The following is a 16203-nucleotide window of genomic DNA, read 5'->3' as shown; positions in this document are numbered from 1 at the left end:
TGATCAGAAAACGACAAAAAACCCCAACCGAAAGGTTGGGGTTTTTTGCTGAATTCCTGGCTTAGCGAGAGCGGAAAACAATACGTCCCTTGGAGAGATCGTAGGGAGTCAGTGCTACCGTTACTTTGTCTCCAGTCAGGATACGAATGTAGTTTTTGCGCATCTTGCCTGAAATATGAGCGATAACCACGTGACCATTCTCCAGTTCCACACGGAACATGGTATTGGGCAGGGTTTCGAGAATAGTGCCCTGCATCTCAATACTGTCTTCTTTAGCCATTGAATCCTCTTGATAAGCCACAACAAAAAACCGCTGGATCATGCCGGATTTAAGGCTATGTGTAAAGTTTACTCGGGCTTGGTGTCGATATTTTTCCATTCCCCCTGAATTAACAGCTCATGAGGGAGGTAATTGCGTTTGTAATTCATCTTGCGACACGCCTCTACCAGATAGCCAAGATAGAGCCAGCTTCGCCCGGTTCGCCTGGCCAGATCGAGCTGGCAGAGGATGGCAAAAGTGCCCAGGGAGCGATCGGCATAGTCAGGATCGAAGAAGGTGTACATGGCGCTCAAGGAGTGGGGCAGCAGGTCTGTGGTGGCGACACCGATAAGGCGGCCATCTTTGCGCATCTCCAGGTAGAGCGGCGGCATCCAGTCACAATGGAGAAACCCACGATACTGGCTGCGGTTGGGGGGATACATGCTGCCATCGTGGTGGCGTTCGCGGATATAACGTTCGTAGAGCAGGTAATACTCGGGCTTGTCGTCGTAGCTCAGGACGATCTCGATATCTTTGTTGAGCTGGCGGATCCGCTTCTGGCCACGGCTGGGACGAAAGCGCTCGCTGTGAATTCGAAGGGATTGGCAGGCATGGCACGCCGGGCAGTGGGGGCGATAGATGTCGTTGCCACTGCGGCGAAAACCGGCAGTCAACAATCGCTCGTAGCCGTTGGCGTTGAGCAGATTGTGATCCATCAGTACCAGCAATTGCTCCTGCTCATGGTCCAGATAACTGCAGGGATGCTTGGGAGTCAGCCCTACTTTAAGGATCACTTCTTCAGTCATAGGCTGATCTCCCCTTCTTGCCAGCAGGAAGCCAATAGTGGTTGATGCCCAAGGCGTGCCAGCTCGGCCAGAAAACGGGCCCTTGGCCACTCCTCGATACCCAGGGTCGCCAGAAACGGGTTTTGCATCTGGCAATCGATGAGGGCGCCGCGATGGCGTGCGAAGTGGCGACAGAGTGCCACCATGGCAAGTTTGGCGCCGTTATCAATCCGGCTGAACATGGATTCACCGCAAAACAGTCGGCCGATAGAGAGGCCATACAGTCCCGCTTGCAGCTCTCCCTCCTGCCAGATCTCGATAGAGTGGGCATGACCCAGCCGGTGCAACTGCTGGTAGGCCTCGATCATGGGTTGACTGATCCAGGTGCCATCGGCAGTGCGACGAGGGGCGGCGCAGGCGGTAATGACTTCATTAAAGGCGCGATTGACGGAAATATCGAATGGGGTTCGACGGATAATCTTCTGCAGTGTCCGCCCCACATGGAGTTGGTCGGGACGGATCACCCCGCGGGGATCCGGTGACCACCACAGGGTCGGTTGGTGGGGTTCATTCCACGGGAAGATCCCCTTGTGGTAAGCTGCCAGCAATCTGGCAGGGGAGAGATCCCCGCCGATCGCCAGCAAGCCGTTGGGTTCTTCCAGCGCATGGCTGGGGTCGGGAAACCAGCAAAGCTCATCATCCAGTTGGGTAAGATAGCGAGACATAAGGCAACGAGGTTCATAGATGAAGGCCATTATCCTGATAGTATCCAGCTTGCTCTGCTTTGTCACGGCGCCCGCCGGGGCGGAGGTTTACCAGCGCAATACCGCGCGGCCGGTCAATCAGGTGGTGTTTGGTCAGGTCGAAACGGTGCGCAATATTACCCAGCGCCAGATCCTGGAGTCAGAGCACTCTGGCTGGAAGACGCTGGGTGGTGCCGTGTTGGGCGGCCTGCTTGGCAACCAGTTTGGCGGCGGTCATGGCCGTGAAATCGCCACCGCCGTCGGCGCACTCGCGGGGGCTGCGGCTGCGCAGCAATACCAGTCCGGGGGAACCGTGGTGGAAAACAAGCTGGTGGAGCTGCTGATCCGCAACGAGCAAAATGCCCTTATCAACGTGATCCAGGATTATGATCCCGCCATGGTCTTTGCCAATGGGGACAAGGTGCGCATTCTCTACTTCGATGATGGGGTGCGGGTCGACAAGACTTACTGACTTTCGATAGTCATTGTGATGGGGAGACTGTGGCAGTAAAGGAACCCGCAGACTCTCCTGCTAGAAAGTCTGTCGGGCGGTAATACACGGGACTGATGCCCTGAGGATTCAGATAGCTGTCTCTTGAGAGACTATCTTGTCGCGACCGGTGTTCTTTGCCTGATAGAGCAGCCGATCCGCTACGCTCAGCGCCTCGTCCATGGATATCCGCCCGACGCTGATCACGCCGTAACTGGCGCGAACAAAGAGCGGGGTTTCCGGTGACAAGGGTTGCTGGCGCAGCTGCTGACGCAGCCCTTCAAGACGCTTGATCAACACGGGGACGGTACAGTGAGGCACCATCATGGCAAACTCCTCTCCGCCAAACCGGGCGATCATGGCATCGGGGAAGAACTGGGTCAGTAGCCGGGTCAGATGGCAGAGCAGTTGATCGCCGATGGCATGGCCCCAGTGATCGTTGACCTGCTTGAAGTGATCCACATCGAGCACACAAAGTGCCAGAGGCGTCTGCTGGCGCTGATGCTCTTCAAACCATTTTTGCCCTTCGTTGAACCAGTAGCGCCGGTTGTAGAGACCGGTCAGGTAGTCACGATTGGCTGACTCCTGAATGCTGTTGAACTGCTCGAGCGCCTCCAGATTGTGGCTGACCCGACACTGCAGCTCTTCCGGCTCGAACGGCTGGTTGAGAAAGTCGTTGGCGCCTTGCTTGAGGTAGCGAGCAGAGAGACCGCGCTTGTCCGAGACCGAGATCCCGATAATCGCGAGCTGCTGCTTGCTGTAACGCTCTCTCAGCATCCGCACCAGACTGATGCCATCGATATCCGGCATATAGTAGTCGACCAGTGCCAGCCGGATGTCCGGGTGTTGCTCCAGCATCGCCATCGCTTCACGGGCATGACTGGCCTCATGCACCTGCAACAACTGCTTGCGCAACTGGGCCATGGTGCGGTGACGGGAGGTGCGTGAGTCGTCGACCACCAGCACTTCGATGGATTGGTTGAGATAGAGGCGGTGCACCAGACTGACGGCATATTGCAGCGAGTGGCGCGAATCCTTCATCACATAGTCCAGCACGCCGGTTTCCAGCCAGGCGGCACGTTTATCCTCGCTGATGTCGGCAGTGAGGATCACCACCGGCAAACCTCGAGCCAGCAGCTCGTTGACCGCTTCGCCACGGGGCGCATCCGGCAAGGTCAAGTCCACCAGCGCGACCACATACTCCTCTCCCCGACAGTGACGGGCACCTTCGAGGGTATCGAAGGCGTCAATCTCGAGGCCAGTTTGCTGGGCAATGGCCTGAGTCAGCATACGGCGGATGGTCAGGCTATCTTCGACAATCAATATCTTCTGTTTCATTAGACTCCTTTAAATAAAAAAGGCATACCGACTGGTATGCCTTATATCACATCTGCGCTTGTTTATTGCGCGTCGAGGTAGCGTTCGGCATCAAGGGCAGCCATGCAGCCGGTACCGGCAGAGGTGATCGCCTGACGGTAGTTGTGGTCGGCCACATCACCGGCAGCGAAGACACCTTCAATGCTGGTCTGGGTGGCAAAACCGTCGAGGCCGCCACGTACCTTCAGATAACCGTTTTGCATCTCCAGCTGGCCATCGAAGATCTGGGTATTGGGCTGGTGGCCGATGGCGATGAAGACGCCCATCAGCGGCAGCTCGCTGGTGCTGTTGTCCTGAGTGTTGCGCAGGCGCACACCGGTGACCCCCATCTGATCGCCCAGCACTTCGTCCAGGGTCTGGTGGGTGTGCAGCACGATGTTGCCGTTCGCAACCTTGTCGTGCAGACGCTTGATCAGGATCTTCTCGGCACGGAACTCGTCGCGGCGGTGGATCAGGTGCACCTTCTTGGCGATGTTGGCCAGATACAAGGTTTCTTCAACTGCGGTGTTGCCGCCGCCAATCACCGCCACTTCCTGATTGCGGTAGAAGAAACCGTCACAGGTGGCACAGGCGGAGACGCCGCGCCCCTTGAAGGCCTCTTCGGAGGGCAGACCCAGATACTTTGCGGAGGCGCCGGTCGCGATGATCAGGGCATCGCAGGTGTACTCGCCGTTGTCGCCCTTGAGGCGGAACGGGCGCTGAGTCAGTTCGACACTGTTGATGTGATCAAACAGGATGCGGGTGTCGAACTTCTCTGCATGCTCTTTCATGCGCTCCATCAGGGCAGGGCCGGTCAGCCCTTCCGGATCACCTGGCCAGTTTTCCACTTCGGTGGTGGTGGTCAGCTGACCCCCTTGCTGCATGCCGGTGATGAGCAGGGGATTGAGGTTGGCGCGGGCGGCGTAGACGGCCGCGGTGTAACCGGCCGGGCCTGACCCTAAGATCAGCAATTTGCTGTGAGTGACTTGGCTCATGATGTCATTTCCGGGATGTGATGAGTTTGCGCGATTGTAGGTAATTCGTGATCCGGGGTCAAAGGCTGGTGAGTCGATTGCACTAATCGTGTTCACAAGGGGTGACATGCAAAATAAAGGAATAAAAAAACCGCCCATCGCGGGCGGATTTTCACTCATCTCCAACTGGCGCAGGCCAGCGCAGATCAGTTCAGCAGGGTCAGGGGATCCGTGTAGGCAAGGCCATGTGCCACGGCCACTTCCTTGCAGGTGAGTTTGCCCTCCATCACGTTGAGCCCGTGCAACAGGTTCGGATCGCTCAGCAGTGCCTGACGATACCCTTGCTGGGCCAGCTTGATGATAAAGGGGAGGGTGGCATTGTTGAGCGCCACGGTCGAGGTGCGGGCCACCGCCCCCGGCATGTTGGCGACACAGTAGTGCACCACCTCATCGACAATATAGGTCGGATCCTGGTGGGTGGTGGCGTGGGAGGTTTCCACACAGCCGCCCTGATCGATGGCCACATCGACGATGGCAGAACCCGGCTTCATGCGCGCAATGTGGTCACGGCGGACAAGTTTTGGCGCAGTGGCACCCGGTACCAGCACACCGCCGATGACCAGATCGGCCGCCAGCAGATGGCGTTCCAGCGTCTCGCTGTTGGAGTAGACCACTTTGGCCGCTCCCTGGAACTCGTTATCGAGACGGCGCAGGGTATCGACGTTGTTATCGAGGATGGTCACATCCGCGCGCAGGCCAATGGCCATGCGGGCTGCATTGGAGCCGACCACGCCGCCACCGATGATCACCACCTTGGCCGGTTCGACACCGGGTACGCCGCCGAGCAGCACACCGCTACCACCGCGCGATTTTTCCAGCGCTTGGGCACCCGCCTGAATAGACATGCGTCCGGCCACTTCCGACATGGGGGCCAGCAGGGGCAGGCCGCCACGGCCGTCGGTGACGGTTTCATAGGCGATACAGATGGCGCCGCTTTTCAGCAGGGCTTCGGTCTGGGGCAAGTCTGGCGCCAGATGCAGATAGGTGAACAGGGTCTGACCCGGACGCAGCATGGCACATTCGACAGGCTGAGGTTCCTTGACCTTGACGATCATCTCGGCTTTGGCGAAAACCTCTGCTGCAGAGGCCAAAATTTCGGCTCCAACAGCGATATAATCTGCATCGCTGAAGCCAATGCCGTTTCCGGCACCGCTTTGGACGAAAACAGTATGGTTTCGTGCTGTCAGTTCACGTACACTGGCCGGAACCATGCCTACGCGGTATTCATGGTTTTTTATCTCTTTAGGTACACCGATAATCATGCTATCCCTCGTCTATAGATTGGTGTTTCATGTTGCCAAAATGTTAACCAACATTTGCGCCTAGTATATTCAGGTATTGACAGGATTTGTGACCATAATTATAAAATGACTGGTGATTCTTACCAAAAAATAGCCAAAGGATGGAATAAAATGATGGAAGCTAAGAGTCGGCTAAAGGATTTGGACAGGATTGACCGCAACATTCTTAATGAACTGCAAAAGGATGGCAGGATTTCGAATGTTGAGTTGTCCAAGCGAGTTGGCCTGAGTCCTACACCGTGTCTGGAACGGGTTCGTCGCCTCGAGCGACAAGGTTATATCGAAGGATATGCCGCTATTCTGAACCCTCATTATCTGGACGCATCTCTGCTGGTGTTTGTAGAGATAACCCTCAATCGCGGGGCGCCTGATGTGTTTGAACAGTTCAACAAGGCTGTTCAGGTACTCGAAGAGATCCAGGAGTGTCATCTGGTTTCCGGTGACTTCGACTATCTGCTCAAGACCCGAGTCAGCGACATGTCGGCTTACCGCCGTCTGTTGGGGGAAACCCTGCTGCGTCTGCCCGGTGTCAATGACACCCGCACCTATGTGGTGATGGAAGAGGTCAAGCAGAGCAGTCGTCTGGTGATCAGCACCCGATAAAGCAGGTTATGCCGTGGTATCTTTTCCATATGAGACACCATGACAGTCAGAAACGAGCGGCCGGTCCGCTCGTTTCTTCTTGTAAAGATAATTGCAAATATGGCCCCGTCCCATCAGGCTCTGGCTGACAATCGATGGGCTTTTCGGGGATACTAGGCCCCCTTATTTCCTGCATTACATGTTTTCAGAAAGGAGCCGGAGTTTGGCCGATAAAAAGCTGTTTACTCCTTTATCAGGTACACAACGGATCTTCGAAGCCGTCTTGATCGCCATCACCCTGATGGCTGCTTATCTTCTGCTTGCCCTGTTGTCCTATCATCCCGCTGATCCCGGCTGGTCCCAGACCTCCTGGCAAGGGGAGGTGAAGAACCTCGCCGGTAGTGCCGGTGCCTGGCTCGCCGACATCACCATGTTTACCTTTGGTGCCTTCTCCTATCTGGTGCCGCCGCTGGTGGTACTGCTGGGCTGGAGTCTCTTCTGGCGTCCGAGCCGGCTGCTTGATGTGGATTACCTCACCCTGGGGGTGCGGATCATCGGCTTTATCCTGACCGTGCTCGGCATGTCGGCCATTGCCAGCATGAACTTCAACGATATGCAGAACTTCTCCGCTGGTGGTCTGGTGGGGGATGTGATCGCTTCTGCAGTGGTACCGCTGTTTGGCGGCGTCGGGGCCAACCTGATGCTGCTCTGCTTCGTGGCAACCGGGATCACCCTGTTTACCGGCTGGTCCTGGCTCACCATCGTCGAGCAGATCGGCGCGGCCTGTACCGGTTCTGTCAGTGCTGTTTACCACTTCCCGACCACCCTCGGCCGCTGGCTGACCGGTGGCTGGCGTCAACCCCGCAACGAGGGGCCGGATCCCTTGCTGGAAGGCGGGGTAGGGGCCATCGCGTTTGATGACGAGGAAGATGAGCCGCACACCAGCTGGACTCGCAAGCCCAAGGCCAAGAACCAGAAGGCTGCCTCCGAAGAGTGGCTGCCCGAACTCGACGATGATACCTTCGAGTTCGATCCCCAGTTTGATGATGAAGATGATGAGCCGGCTCCGGCTGCCAAGCCTAAACGTGCGGTGGCGGCCGCCAATGGTCGCCGCCAGCCGGTACTGGCTGTGGCCGATGACGATGATGAGGACGATCTGGATCTGCCCTGGGCCGAAGGGGACGACGAGGTTGCCGCGCCGGTAGCCGTCGCACCGACCAAGCCCAAGCGTCGTCCGCAATCTACGCTGCCGCCGTTGCCGAGTATCGAACTGCTCGACCGTCCACCCGCCAAGACCCAGATGATGAGCAAGGATGAGCTGGATCGGATGGGCCGTCTGGTGGAGGCCAAGCTTGCCGACTACAACGTGCAGGCCAAGGTGGTCGGTGTCTATCCGGGCCCGGTTATTACCCGTTTCGAGCTGGATCTGGCGCCGGGTATGAAGGCGAGCAAGATCACCAACCTCTCGCGCGATCTGGCCCGCTCCCTCTCTGCCAGCAGCGTGCGGGTGGTGGAAGTGATCCCGGGTAAAACCTATGTCGGTATCGAGCTGCCCAACCGGGTGCGTCAGACCGTTTACCTGCGCGAAACCCTTGACTGCGATGCCTTCCGCGATAGCCGCAACCCGCTCACCATGGGCCTGGGTCAGGACATCGCAGGGGAGCCGGTGGTGGTGAACCTGGCCAAGATGCCGCACCTGCTGGTGGCCGGTACCACAGGTTCCGGTAAGTCGGTGGGGGTCAACACCATGATCATCTCGATGCTCTACAAGTCATCCCCCGATGATCTGCGCTTTATCATGATCGATCCCAAGATGCTGGAACTCTCCGTCTACGAAGGGATCCCGCACCTGCTGACCGAGGTTGTGACCGATATGAAGGATGCCGCCAACGCCCTGCGCTGGTGTGTGGGCGAGATGGAACGCCGTTACAAGCTGATGTCGGCAGTCGGGGTGCGCAACCTCAAGGGCTACAACGACAAGGTACTGGCCGCCATTGAGGAGGGGGAACCCCTGCTGGATCCGTTGTGGCGCCCGGGTGACTCCATGGATCAGATGCCGCCGGAGCTGGAGAAGCTGCCCCACATCGTGGTGGTGGTGGACGAATTTGCCGACATGATGATGATCGTCGGCAAGAAGGTGGAAGAGCTGATCGCCCGTATCGCCCAGAAGGCACGGGCCGCCGGTATTCACCTTATTCTGGCGACCCAGCGTCCGTCGGTGGATGTCATCACCGGTCTTATCAAGGCCAACATCCCGACCCGGATCTCGTTCCAGGTGTCGAGCAAGATCGACTCGCGCACCATCATTGATCAGGGCGGCGCCGAATCTCTGCTCGGTATGGGCGACATGCTCTACATGCCGGCCGGTACCTCCAACCCGACCCGGGTACACGGTGCCTTTGTCGATGACCACGAAGTGCACAAGGTGGTGGCGGACTGGAAACTGCGCGGCGAGCCGAACTACATCGAGGAGATCCTCTCCGGTGAGTCGGGGGGCGAAGGTGGCAGCGGCGAATATGGCGGTGGTGGCGATGAAGAGCTCGATCCCCTGTTCGACGAAGCGGTCGCTTTTGTGGTGGAGTCCCGCCGTGGCTCGACCTCCAGCGTCCAGCGCAAGTTCAAGATTGGTTACAACCGGGCAGCCCGTCTCATCGAGCAGATGGAGAATCAGGGCATCGTCAGCTCACCGGGTGGCAATGGTCAGCGCGACGTGCTGGCACCGCCGCCGGTGCGGGACTAAGCCTCACCGTTTCATACTATCCCTGGCCATGCCCTCCGCGGGCGTGGCCTTTTATCGAGAGCGTCTTTATGAAGAGCGTGATGAAAAAACAACTGTTGATGGGTACCGTGCTGCTGATGGCCAGCAGCCAGGTGTGGGCCGATGCGGCCAGCGATCTCAAACAGAAGCTGGCGGGTGTCAGCCTCTTCTCCGCCAAATTTGCCCAGACCGTCTATGACAGCAAGGGCAAGGAGCTGCAAAAGGCCAGCGGCGATCTGCTGGTGCAGCGGCCAAACCGTTTCAACTGGCACACCACCTCGCCGGACGAGAGCCTGATCGTTGCCGATGGTCAGGATGTCTGGGTCTATGATCCCTTCGTCGAGCAGGTGACCGCCCTCAAGCTGAAAGATGCGGTGCTCAACACCCCCTTTATTCTGATCGCCGGCAATGACGACAAGTTCTGGAAGAACTATGACGTGACCCAGCAGGGGGATGTCTACACCGTCACCAGCCGCAACAAGGATGAGCTGATTGCCTCCTTCCGTGTCACCTTCGACAGACAAGACAACATCAGTCGTTTCGATGTGAAAGAGGCGCAAGGGCAGTGGAGTGAATTCACCCTGAGCAGCTTCAACCGCAAGCCGGTGCTCAAGGGCAACGAATTTGTTTTCAAGATCCCGAAGGGGGTCGAGCTGGACGACCAGCGCTAATGAGCAAGCGGTCGTTGGATTGCTCGCCACTGCGCCAGTCAAAGGCGAGTGGCGTGACGCTGGGTGATCAATACAGATGAGCAACTTGTCGCTGGATTTCTCGTCGGACTTTCGTCCGCTGGCGGCCCGGATGCGGCCGCAAAACCTCGACCAGTATATCGGTCAGCAACATATCCTGGGGGCTGACAAGCCCCTGCGCAAAGCCATTCTGTCGGGTCACTGCCACTCGATGATCCTGTGGGGACCGCCCGGTACCGGCAAGACTACGCTGGCGGAGTTGATGGCTCACTACTGTCAGGCGGAAGTGGAGCGACTCTCTGCGGTCACCTCCGGTATCAAGGAGATCCGCGCCGCCATCGACAAGGCGAAGGAGAATAGCTGGCGCGGGGTTCGCACCATTCTGTTTGTGGATGAGGTGCACCGCTTCAACAAGAGCCAGCAGGATGTGTTCCTGCCTCATATCGAAGATGGCACCATCACCTTTATCGGTGCCACCACTGAAAACCCCTCGTTCGAACTCAACAACGCACTGCTCTCCAGGGCCCGGGTCTATCTGCTCAAGCGACTGGAGGAGAGCGATATTCTCGCCATGCTCGATCAGGCGATGACCGATCCCCGTGGTCTCAATGATCCGGCACTCACCTTTGCCCCCGGCGTCAAAGAGGCGCTGGCCAAGGCAGTTGATGGGGACGGGCGAAAATCCCTCAACTATCTGGAGCTGTTGGCCGACATGGCCGAAACCGACAGCACTGGGAGGCGGGTGATCGACAGTGCCCTGCTCGCTGCCGTGGTGGGGGAGCACGTGGCCCGCTTCGACAAGGGGGGCGATCACTTCTACGACCTCATTTCCGCGGTGCACAAATCCATTCGCGGCTCGGCGCCGGATGCGGCGCTCTATTGGTACGCCCGCATGGTGAGCGCTGGTTGCGATCCCCTCTATATCGCCCGCCGCTTGCTGGCGATTGCCTCGGAAGATGTGGGCAATGCCGATCCGCGCGCCATGCAGGTCGCCCTGTCGGCCTGGGATTGTTTCCATCGGATCGGTCCGGCGGAAGGGGAGCGGGCCATCGCCCAGGCGATCGTCTATCTCGCCTGCGCCCCGAAAAGCAATGCGGTCTATACCGCCTGGAAGGCGGCGCTTCATGATGCCAAGAACCTCCCTGACTTCGAGGTGCCGGTACACCTGCGCAATGCGCCGACCAAATTGATGAGCGATCTGGGCTATGGCGCCGAGTATCGCTACGCCCATGACGAGCCGGGCGCCTATGCTGCGGGCGAGCAGTATTTCCCGCCTGAGCTGGCGGGCAAGCAGTACTACCAGCCCACCGATCGCGGCCTTGAAAAACAGATTGGCCAGAAGCTTGATTACCTCCATGAGCTGGACAGGCAAAGTCCGCAGCAAAGGGGCAAATAGCCCCTTTGTTACCCCGCATGGCTGAAAATTGGTCAGGCGTTTGAATATGCAGGACGGTTTGCGTGCCAAAGTCGGTAAAAACGACACAAATAGTCCCTGTTCGGGCGGGGGGGCGGTCTGCTACACTGCCCGTCTGACCCCGCTTGTCTTGGCCTTGCGCCATCTTCTTGATCTCGAAGGCCTGATTGTTGAGGCCCGATTCTGAAGACGATTGGGGTGCGCCAACCGATGTTAACTTCCGGATCTGTTTCCCAGCCCGTCATGACGACTCAGGCCCAGATCCCATTTTAAAAAAGTAGGTAAACCATGCTGGATCCCAAATATCTGCGCAGCGATATCGAAGAGGCTGCCGCTCGTCTGGCGACACGTGGCTACGTTCTGGACGTAGCGGCTGTCAATGCTCTGGAAGAGAAACGCAAGGATCTGCAGTCCCGTACCCAGGAGCTGCAGGCCGAGCGCAACGCCCGCTCCAAATCCATCGGTGAAGCTGCCCGTCGTGGTGAAGATGTTGCCCCGCTCAAGGCCGAAGTGACCAAGATCAACGACGAGCTGGAAACCAGCAAGGTCGAGCTGGATGCCCTGCTGGCCCAGCTGAAAGCCATTGCCGACGCCATCCCCAACCTGCCGAGCGAGACCACTCCGGTGGGTCGTGACGAGAACGACAACGTGGAAGTGCGTCGCTGGGGGACCCCGCGCGAGTTCAGCTTCCCGGTACGCGATCACATCGACCTGGGCGAAGCGGCCAAGGGCGTTGACTTCAAGAATGGCGTCAAACTCTCCGGTACCCGTTTTGTGGTGATGAAGGGTCAGATTGCCCGTCTGCACCGTGCCTTGGCTCAGTTCATGCTGGATCTGCACACCCAGCAGCACGGTTACACCGAGTGCTACGTGCCCTATCTGGTGAACCCGGACAGCCTCTATGGCACCGGCCAGTTGCCGAAATTTGCCCAGGACCTGTTCAATACCGGTATTGAAGGTGAAGGGGAAGAAGAGGGCAAGCTGCGCAAGTTCTCCCTGATCCCGACCTCCGAAGTGCCGCTCACCAACATGGCCCGTGACGAGATCTTTGACGCCCAAGAGCTCCCGATCAAGATGACCGCTCACAGCCCCTGCTTCCGCTCTGAAGCCGGTTCCTACGGTCGTGATACCCGTGGCCTCATCCGTATGCACCAGTTCGACAAGGTCGAAATGGTTCAGCTGGTTCACCCGGAGAAATCTTGGGATGCACTGGAAGAGATGGTGGGTCACGCCGAGAAGGTGCTGCAACTGCTGGAGCTGCCGTATCGCGTGATGGCGCTCTCTACCGGTGACATGGGCTTCTGCGCTTCCAAAACCTACGATCTGGAAGTGTGGCTGCCGGCCCAGAACACTTACCGCGAGATCTCCTCCGTCTCCAACTGCACCGACTTCCAGGCGCGCCGCATGCAGGCTCGCGTGCGTGTCGATGGCAAGCCGCAGCTCATTCACACCCTGAATGGCTCCGGTCTGGCTGTAGGCCGTACTCTGGTGGCGGTGATCGAGAACTACCAGCAGGCAGATGGCCGCATCGCTATCCCGGCTGCGCTGCAATCCTACATGGGCGGCCTGACCCACATCGGGTAAGTTCACGCCGCAGACCACAACGCCATGGCATTGCCATGGCGTTGTGCATTCTGGCGCCGATCAACCGTTTTAGTGCTGAAAAAATGCGGCTTTTCGGCGTCGCTTTGAACAGTTAACACATTTTTATCAAGCAATGCGCAATCGTTTTTGTTAGACTGCGCCGCAATTTCGCAGGACATCTTTTTCTATGGTCTGGATTGATTACGCCATCATCGGCATCGTCGGTTTCTCTGCTCTCATCAGCCTGGTGCGCGGCTTCGTCAAGGAGGCCATGTCTCTTGTCACCTGGTTCGTCGCCTTCTTTATTGCCAGCCATTTCTATCCCGATCTCGCCGTCTATTTCACCTCCTTCTCCGACGCGCTGGTTCGCAACGGTCTGGCCATCGCAGCCCTGTTTGTGGCGACCCTGATCCTCGGCAGCGTGGTCAACTATGTGGTGGGCCTGTTGGTGGACAAGACGGGTCTCTCCGGTACCGATCGGGTGCTGGGGGTCTGCTTCGGTGCAATTCGCGGGGTGCTGATCGTCAGTGCCCTGCTTTTTTTCATGGATACCTTCACCAGCCTCTCCCAGAGCGACTGGTGGGTGGCGTCCAAGCTGGTGCCGGAGTTCAAGCCGGTGATCCAGTGGTTTTTCGGGTTCATGTTGAACTCATCCAGTTTTCTTAAACAGGTATAGTGACTTCGAGGTAGCAAAGACATGTGTGGTATTGTCGGTATAGTTGGCACCACCCCCGTCAATCAGGCCCTCTACGACGCCTTGACGGTGTTGCAGCACAGGGGACAGGATGCCGCCGGGATCGTGACCATTGATAGTGGAAACTTCCGGCAACGCAAGGCCAATGGCCTGGTGAAGGACGTGTTTGAAGTGCGCCACATGCAGCGTCTGCAAGGGAACATCGGCATAGGTCATGTCAGATACCCCACCGCAGGCAGCTCAAGTGCCGCAGAAGCCCAACCTTTTTATGTGAACTCACCCTACGGCATGGTGCTGGCCCATAACGGCAACCTCACCAACGCCAAGGAGCTCAAGGAGCAGCAGTTCAAGGTCGCCCGTCGTCACATCAACACCACCTCCGATTCGGAAGTGTTGCTGAACGTGCTGGCCCACGAACTGGATCGCTGTGACAAGATGGCCCTGCGCCCCGAAGATATCTTCGCCGCGGTGCGCAGAACCCATCAGCAGATCCGCGGTGCATATGCGGTGGTCTCGCTGGTGATTGGCCATGGTCTCATCGGTTTTCGTGATCCCAACGGCATTCGCCCACTGATCCTCGGTCGTCGTCAGGACGAGCAGGGCCAGGTGGAGTACATGCTCGCCTCCGAGAGCGTGGCGCTCGACGCCATCGGTTTCGAGACGGTGCGGGATATTGCGCCGGGTGAAGCCATCTACATCACCGAGCAGGGCCAGCTCTTCTCCGAGCAGTGTGCGGAGAACCCGCAGATGAGCTCCTGCATCTTCGAATACGTCTACTTCGCTCGTCCCGATTCGTGCATCGACAAGGTCTCGGTCTACGCCGCCCGCCTCAACATGGGTCGCAAGCTGGGTCAGAAGATTGCCCGCGAGTGGGAAGATCTCGACGTCGATGTGGTTATCCCCATTCCCGAGACCTCCTGTGACGTGGCGCTGGAGATCGCTCACACCCTGGATCTGCCATACCGTCAGGGCTTCGTGAAGAACCGCTACATCGGCCGTACCTTCATCATGCCGGGCCAGACCCAGCGCAAGAAGTCGGTGCGTCGCAAACTCAACGCCATCAGCTCCGAATTCAAGGGCAAAAAGGTGTTGCTGGTGGATGATTCCATCGTGCGTGGTACCACGTCCGAGCAGATCATCCAGATGGCCCGTGAAGCGGGGGCTGCCAAGGTCTACTTCGCCTCGGCGGCGCCGGAAATTCGCTTCCCCAACGTCTATGGCATCGATATGCCCACCGCCAACGAGCTGATCGCCCACGGCCGTGAAGTGGAAGAGGTGTGCAAGCTGATTGGCGCTGACGGTCTGATTTTCCAGGATCTGGAAGATCTGGAAGCCGCCGTGCGGGAGATCAACCCGGATCTGCGTCACTTCGAGACCTCGGTCTTCAATGGCCACTACGTCACCTCCGACGTGGACCAGTCCTATCTGGATCACCTCAATGCCCTGCGCAACGATGACAGCAAGGCGGTGCGCGAGTGGCAGGAAGGGACCAGCAATCTGGAAATTTTTAACGAAGGCAGTTAAACGTTTTCCTTCTAACTGGTTTGCATAACGCAATGGGAGCCTTGGCTCCCATTGTTGTTTTTGCTGGGAGATGACGAAAGGGGAGAGATGGCATCTGTTTGAAAAAACAGCGCTTATCTTGCCAGATATGGGCATGCAACGGCTGATCCGCTAGCATAGGGCCACTTTTCTCATACGCCTTTAACGAGAGTTCAGATGGATGATCTGCTAGCCCCCGTGCGCCAGTTCTTGCAGTGTGAAACCCCTGACGAGTGGGTGGAAATGGCGCGGGATCCGGCCCGTTTGCCAACCCTGCTTATCGATCACGCCAACTGTGAAACCAAGGCTGCACTCACTGCCCACAGTCTGGTGCGTCGCTACTGCCTGCCCAAGGGCAAGCGCCATCTGCTGCCCAAGCTGGAGTTCTATCGCGAGCTGGATGCCATTCCGGAGAAGGCCGAGATCCTGGGCAAACGCAGCATGGGGGAGTCTGATCGCACCGTCTTTGCCGAGCTGGAGCGCAATCCACTGCTGTTTCCCATGGTGCGGCTCATTCAGGAGGAGCTGCATCATTTCGAGCAGGTGCTGGAGATCATGCAGGCCCGCGGCATCGAATACGGGCCGGTGACGGCCTCCCGCTATGCCCGCCAGTTGATGCAGCATGTGCGCACCCATGAGCCGGCCACCATAGTCGACAAGATGATCATCGGCGCCTATATCGAGGCCCGCTCCTGCGAGCGGTTTGCAAAGTTGGCGCCCCATCTGGACGAGGAGCTGAGCCGCTTCTACGTCTCTTTGCTGCGCTCCGAGGCGCGCCACTATCAGGATTACCTGAGCCTGGCCGAACAGTACGCAGGGGAGGATATCAGCGAACGGGTGGCCTTCTTTGGCAAGCTGGAAGCCGAGCTAATCTGCTCGCCGGATCCGCAGTTCAGGTTTCATAGCGGCCTGCCTGTCACATCTGACAGTTGTTGACGCACAGGGGGCAAACTACTATTGCCCTGTTCCTAC

Annotated in this window: 16 protein-coding genes; 9 read left to right on the top strand and 7 right to left on the bottom strand. The window is 58.0% G+C overall.

Annotated elements, in window-relative coordinates; translation table 11 throughout:
- Positions 1–61: 61 nt before the first annotated feature.
- From infA to aat, 3 genes are all read right to left on the bottom strand, one after another.
- On the bottom strand, positions 62–280 hold the full coding sequence (gene infA / locus ACTG27_RS07655; protein ID WP_005300033.1) for a translation initiation factor IF-1: 219 nt from the start codon (positions 278–280) through the stop codon (positions 62–64).
- A gap of 68 nt (positions 281–348) precedes the next feature.
- Complete coding sequence (locus ACTG27_RS07650; RefSeq protein ID WP_127006603.1) at positions 349–1065, bottom strand: arginyltransferase; 717 nt, start codon at positions 1063–1065, stop codon at positions 349–351.
- A complete protein-coding gene (gene aat / locus ACTG27_RS07645; RefSeq protein WP_019445527.1) occupies positions 1062–1769 on the bottom strand; it encodes a leucyl/phenylalanyl-tRNA--protein transferase in 708 nt (235 codons plus the stop codon). Before aat ends, ACTG27_RS07650 begins: the two co-directional genes overlap by 4 nt.
- A gap of 19 nt (positions 1770–1788) precedes the next feature.
- Between aat and ACTG27_RS07640 the strand changes: the two genes are divergently transcribed.
- Positions 1789–2259: a glycine zipper 2TM domain-containing protein gene (locus ACTG27_RS07640; protein WP_005337104.1), complete on the top strand. Its 471-nt coding sequence runs from the start codon at positions 1789–1791 to the stop codon at positions 2257–2259.
- A gap of 108 nt (positions 2260–2367) precedes the next feature.
- Here ACTG27_RS07640 and ACTG27_RS07635 read toward each other — a convergent pair whose 3' ends face one another.
- The 3 genes from ACTG27_RS07635 to ald form a co-directional block, all read right to left on the bottom strand.
- Positions 2368–3615 carry a diguanylate cyclase gene (locus tag ACTG27_RS07635; RefSeq protein ID WP_005351207.1) on the bottom strand — a complete coding sequence of 416 codons (1248 nt, stop codon included), beginning with the start codon at positions 3613–3615 and terminating at the stop codon, positions 2368–2370.
- A 62-nt stretch (positions 3616–3677) separates the two neighbouring features.
- Positions 3678–4628 (bottom strand): thioredoxin-disulfide reductase, encoded by a 951-nt coding sequence (trxB, locus tag ACTG27_RS07630; RefSeq protein WP_439979431.1) that lies wholly within the window; start codon positions 4626–4628, stop codon positions 3678–3680.
- Positions 4629–4813: 185 nt separating this feature from the next.
- Entirely contained in the window at positions 4814–5929 is a 1116-nt protein-coding gene (gene ald, locus ACTG27_RS07625) for an alanine dehydrogenase (protein WP_005337098.1), read from the bottom strand.
- Positions 5930–6079: 150 nt separating this feature from the next.
- Between ald and lrp the strand changes: the two genes are divergently transcribed.
- The 5 genes from lrp (at position 6080) to serS (ending at position 12995) form a co-directional block, all read left to right on the top strand.
- Positions 6080–6571: a leucine-responsive transcriptional regulator Lrp gene (gene lrp / locus ACTG27_RS07620; RefSeq protein ID WP_005300047.1), complete on the top strand. Its 492-nt coding sequence runs from the start codon at positions 6080–6082 to the stop codon at positions 6569–6571.
- 202 nt (positions 6572–6773) lie between these two features.
- The gene (locus tag ACTG27_RS07615; protein WP_201992583.1) at positions 6774–9290 is read left to right on the top strand and encodes a DNA translocase FtsK; all 2517 of its coding nucleotides are present in this window, start codon (positions 6774–6776) and stop codon (positions 9288–9290) included.
- 80 nt (positions 9291–9370) lie between these two features.
- Positions 9371–9979 carry an outer membrane lipoprotein chaperone LolA gene (gene lolA / locus ACTG27_RS07610; protein WP_041202312.1) on the top strand — a complete coding sequence of 203 codons (609 nt, stop codon included), beginning with the start codon at positions 9371–9373 and terminating at the stop codon, positions 9977–9979.
- A gap of 76 nt (positions 9980–10055) precedes the next feature.
- On the top strand, positions 10056–11393 hold the full coding sequence (locus ACTG27_RS07605; RefSeq protein ID WP_429054031.1) for a replication-associated recombination protein A: 1338 nt from the start codon (positions 10056–10058) through the stop codon (positions 11391–11393).
- Positions 11394–11699: 306 nt separating this feature from the next.
- Complete coding sequence (gene serS, locus ACTG27_RS07600; RefSeq protein WP_323892449.1) at positions 11700–12995, top strand: serine--tRNA ligase; 1296 nt, start codon at positions 11700–11702, stop codon at positions 12993–12995.
- Positions 12996–12997: 2 nt separating this feature from the next.
- Here serS and ACTG27_RS07595 read toward each other — a convergent pair whose 3' ends face one another.
- Positions 12998–13174: a hypothetical protein gene (locus tag ACTG27_RS07595; RefSeq protein WP_155395816.1), complete on the bottom strand. Its 177-nt coding sequence runs from the start codon at positions 13172–13174 to the stop codon at positions 12998–13000.
- An 8-nt stretch (positions 13175–13182) separates the two neighbouring features.
- Here ACTG27_RS07595 and ACTG27_RS07590 point away from each other — a divergent pair, with 8 nt between their 5' ends.
- The 3 genes from ACTG27_RS07590 (at position 13183) to miaE (ending at position 16167) form a co-directional block, all read left to right on the top strand.
- Entirely contained in the window at positions 13183–13671 is a 489-nt protein-coding gene (locus ACTG27_RS07590; RefSeq protein WP_005337086.1) for a CvpA family protein, read from the top strand.
- Positions 13672–13692: 21 nt separating this feature from the next.
- Positions 13693–15213 carry an amidophosphoribosyltransferase gene (gene purF, locus ACTG27_RS07585; RefSeq protein ID WP_439979430.1) on the top strand — a complete coding sequence of 507 codons (1521 nt, stop codon included), beginning with the start codon at positions 13693–13695 and terminating at the stop codon, positions 15211–15213.
- A 195-nt stretch (positions 15214–15408) separates the two neighbouring features.
- Complete coding sequence (gene miaE / locus ACTG27_RS07580; protein WP_005346385.1) at positions 15409–16167, top strand: tRNA isopentenyl-2-thiomethyl-A-37 hydroxylase MiaE; 759 nt, start codon at positions 15409–15411, stop codon at positions 16165–16167.
- Positions 16168–16203 lie beyond the last annotated feature (36 nt).

Source organism: Aeromonas sp. 97A (assembly GCF_051919185.1).
Classification (GTDB): Bacteria; Pseudomonadota; Gammaproteobacteria; order Enterobacterales; family Aeromonadaceae; genus Aeromonas; species Aeromonas veronii.
This window is presented reverse-complemented; position numbering and strand designations above follow the sequence as displayed.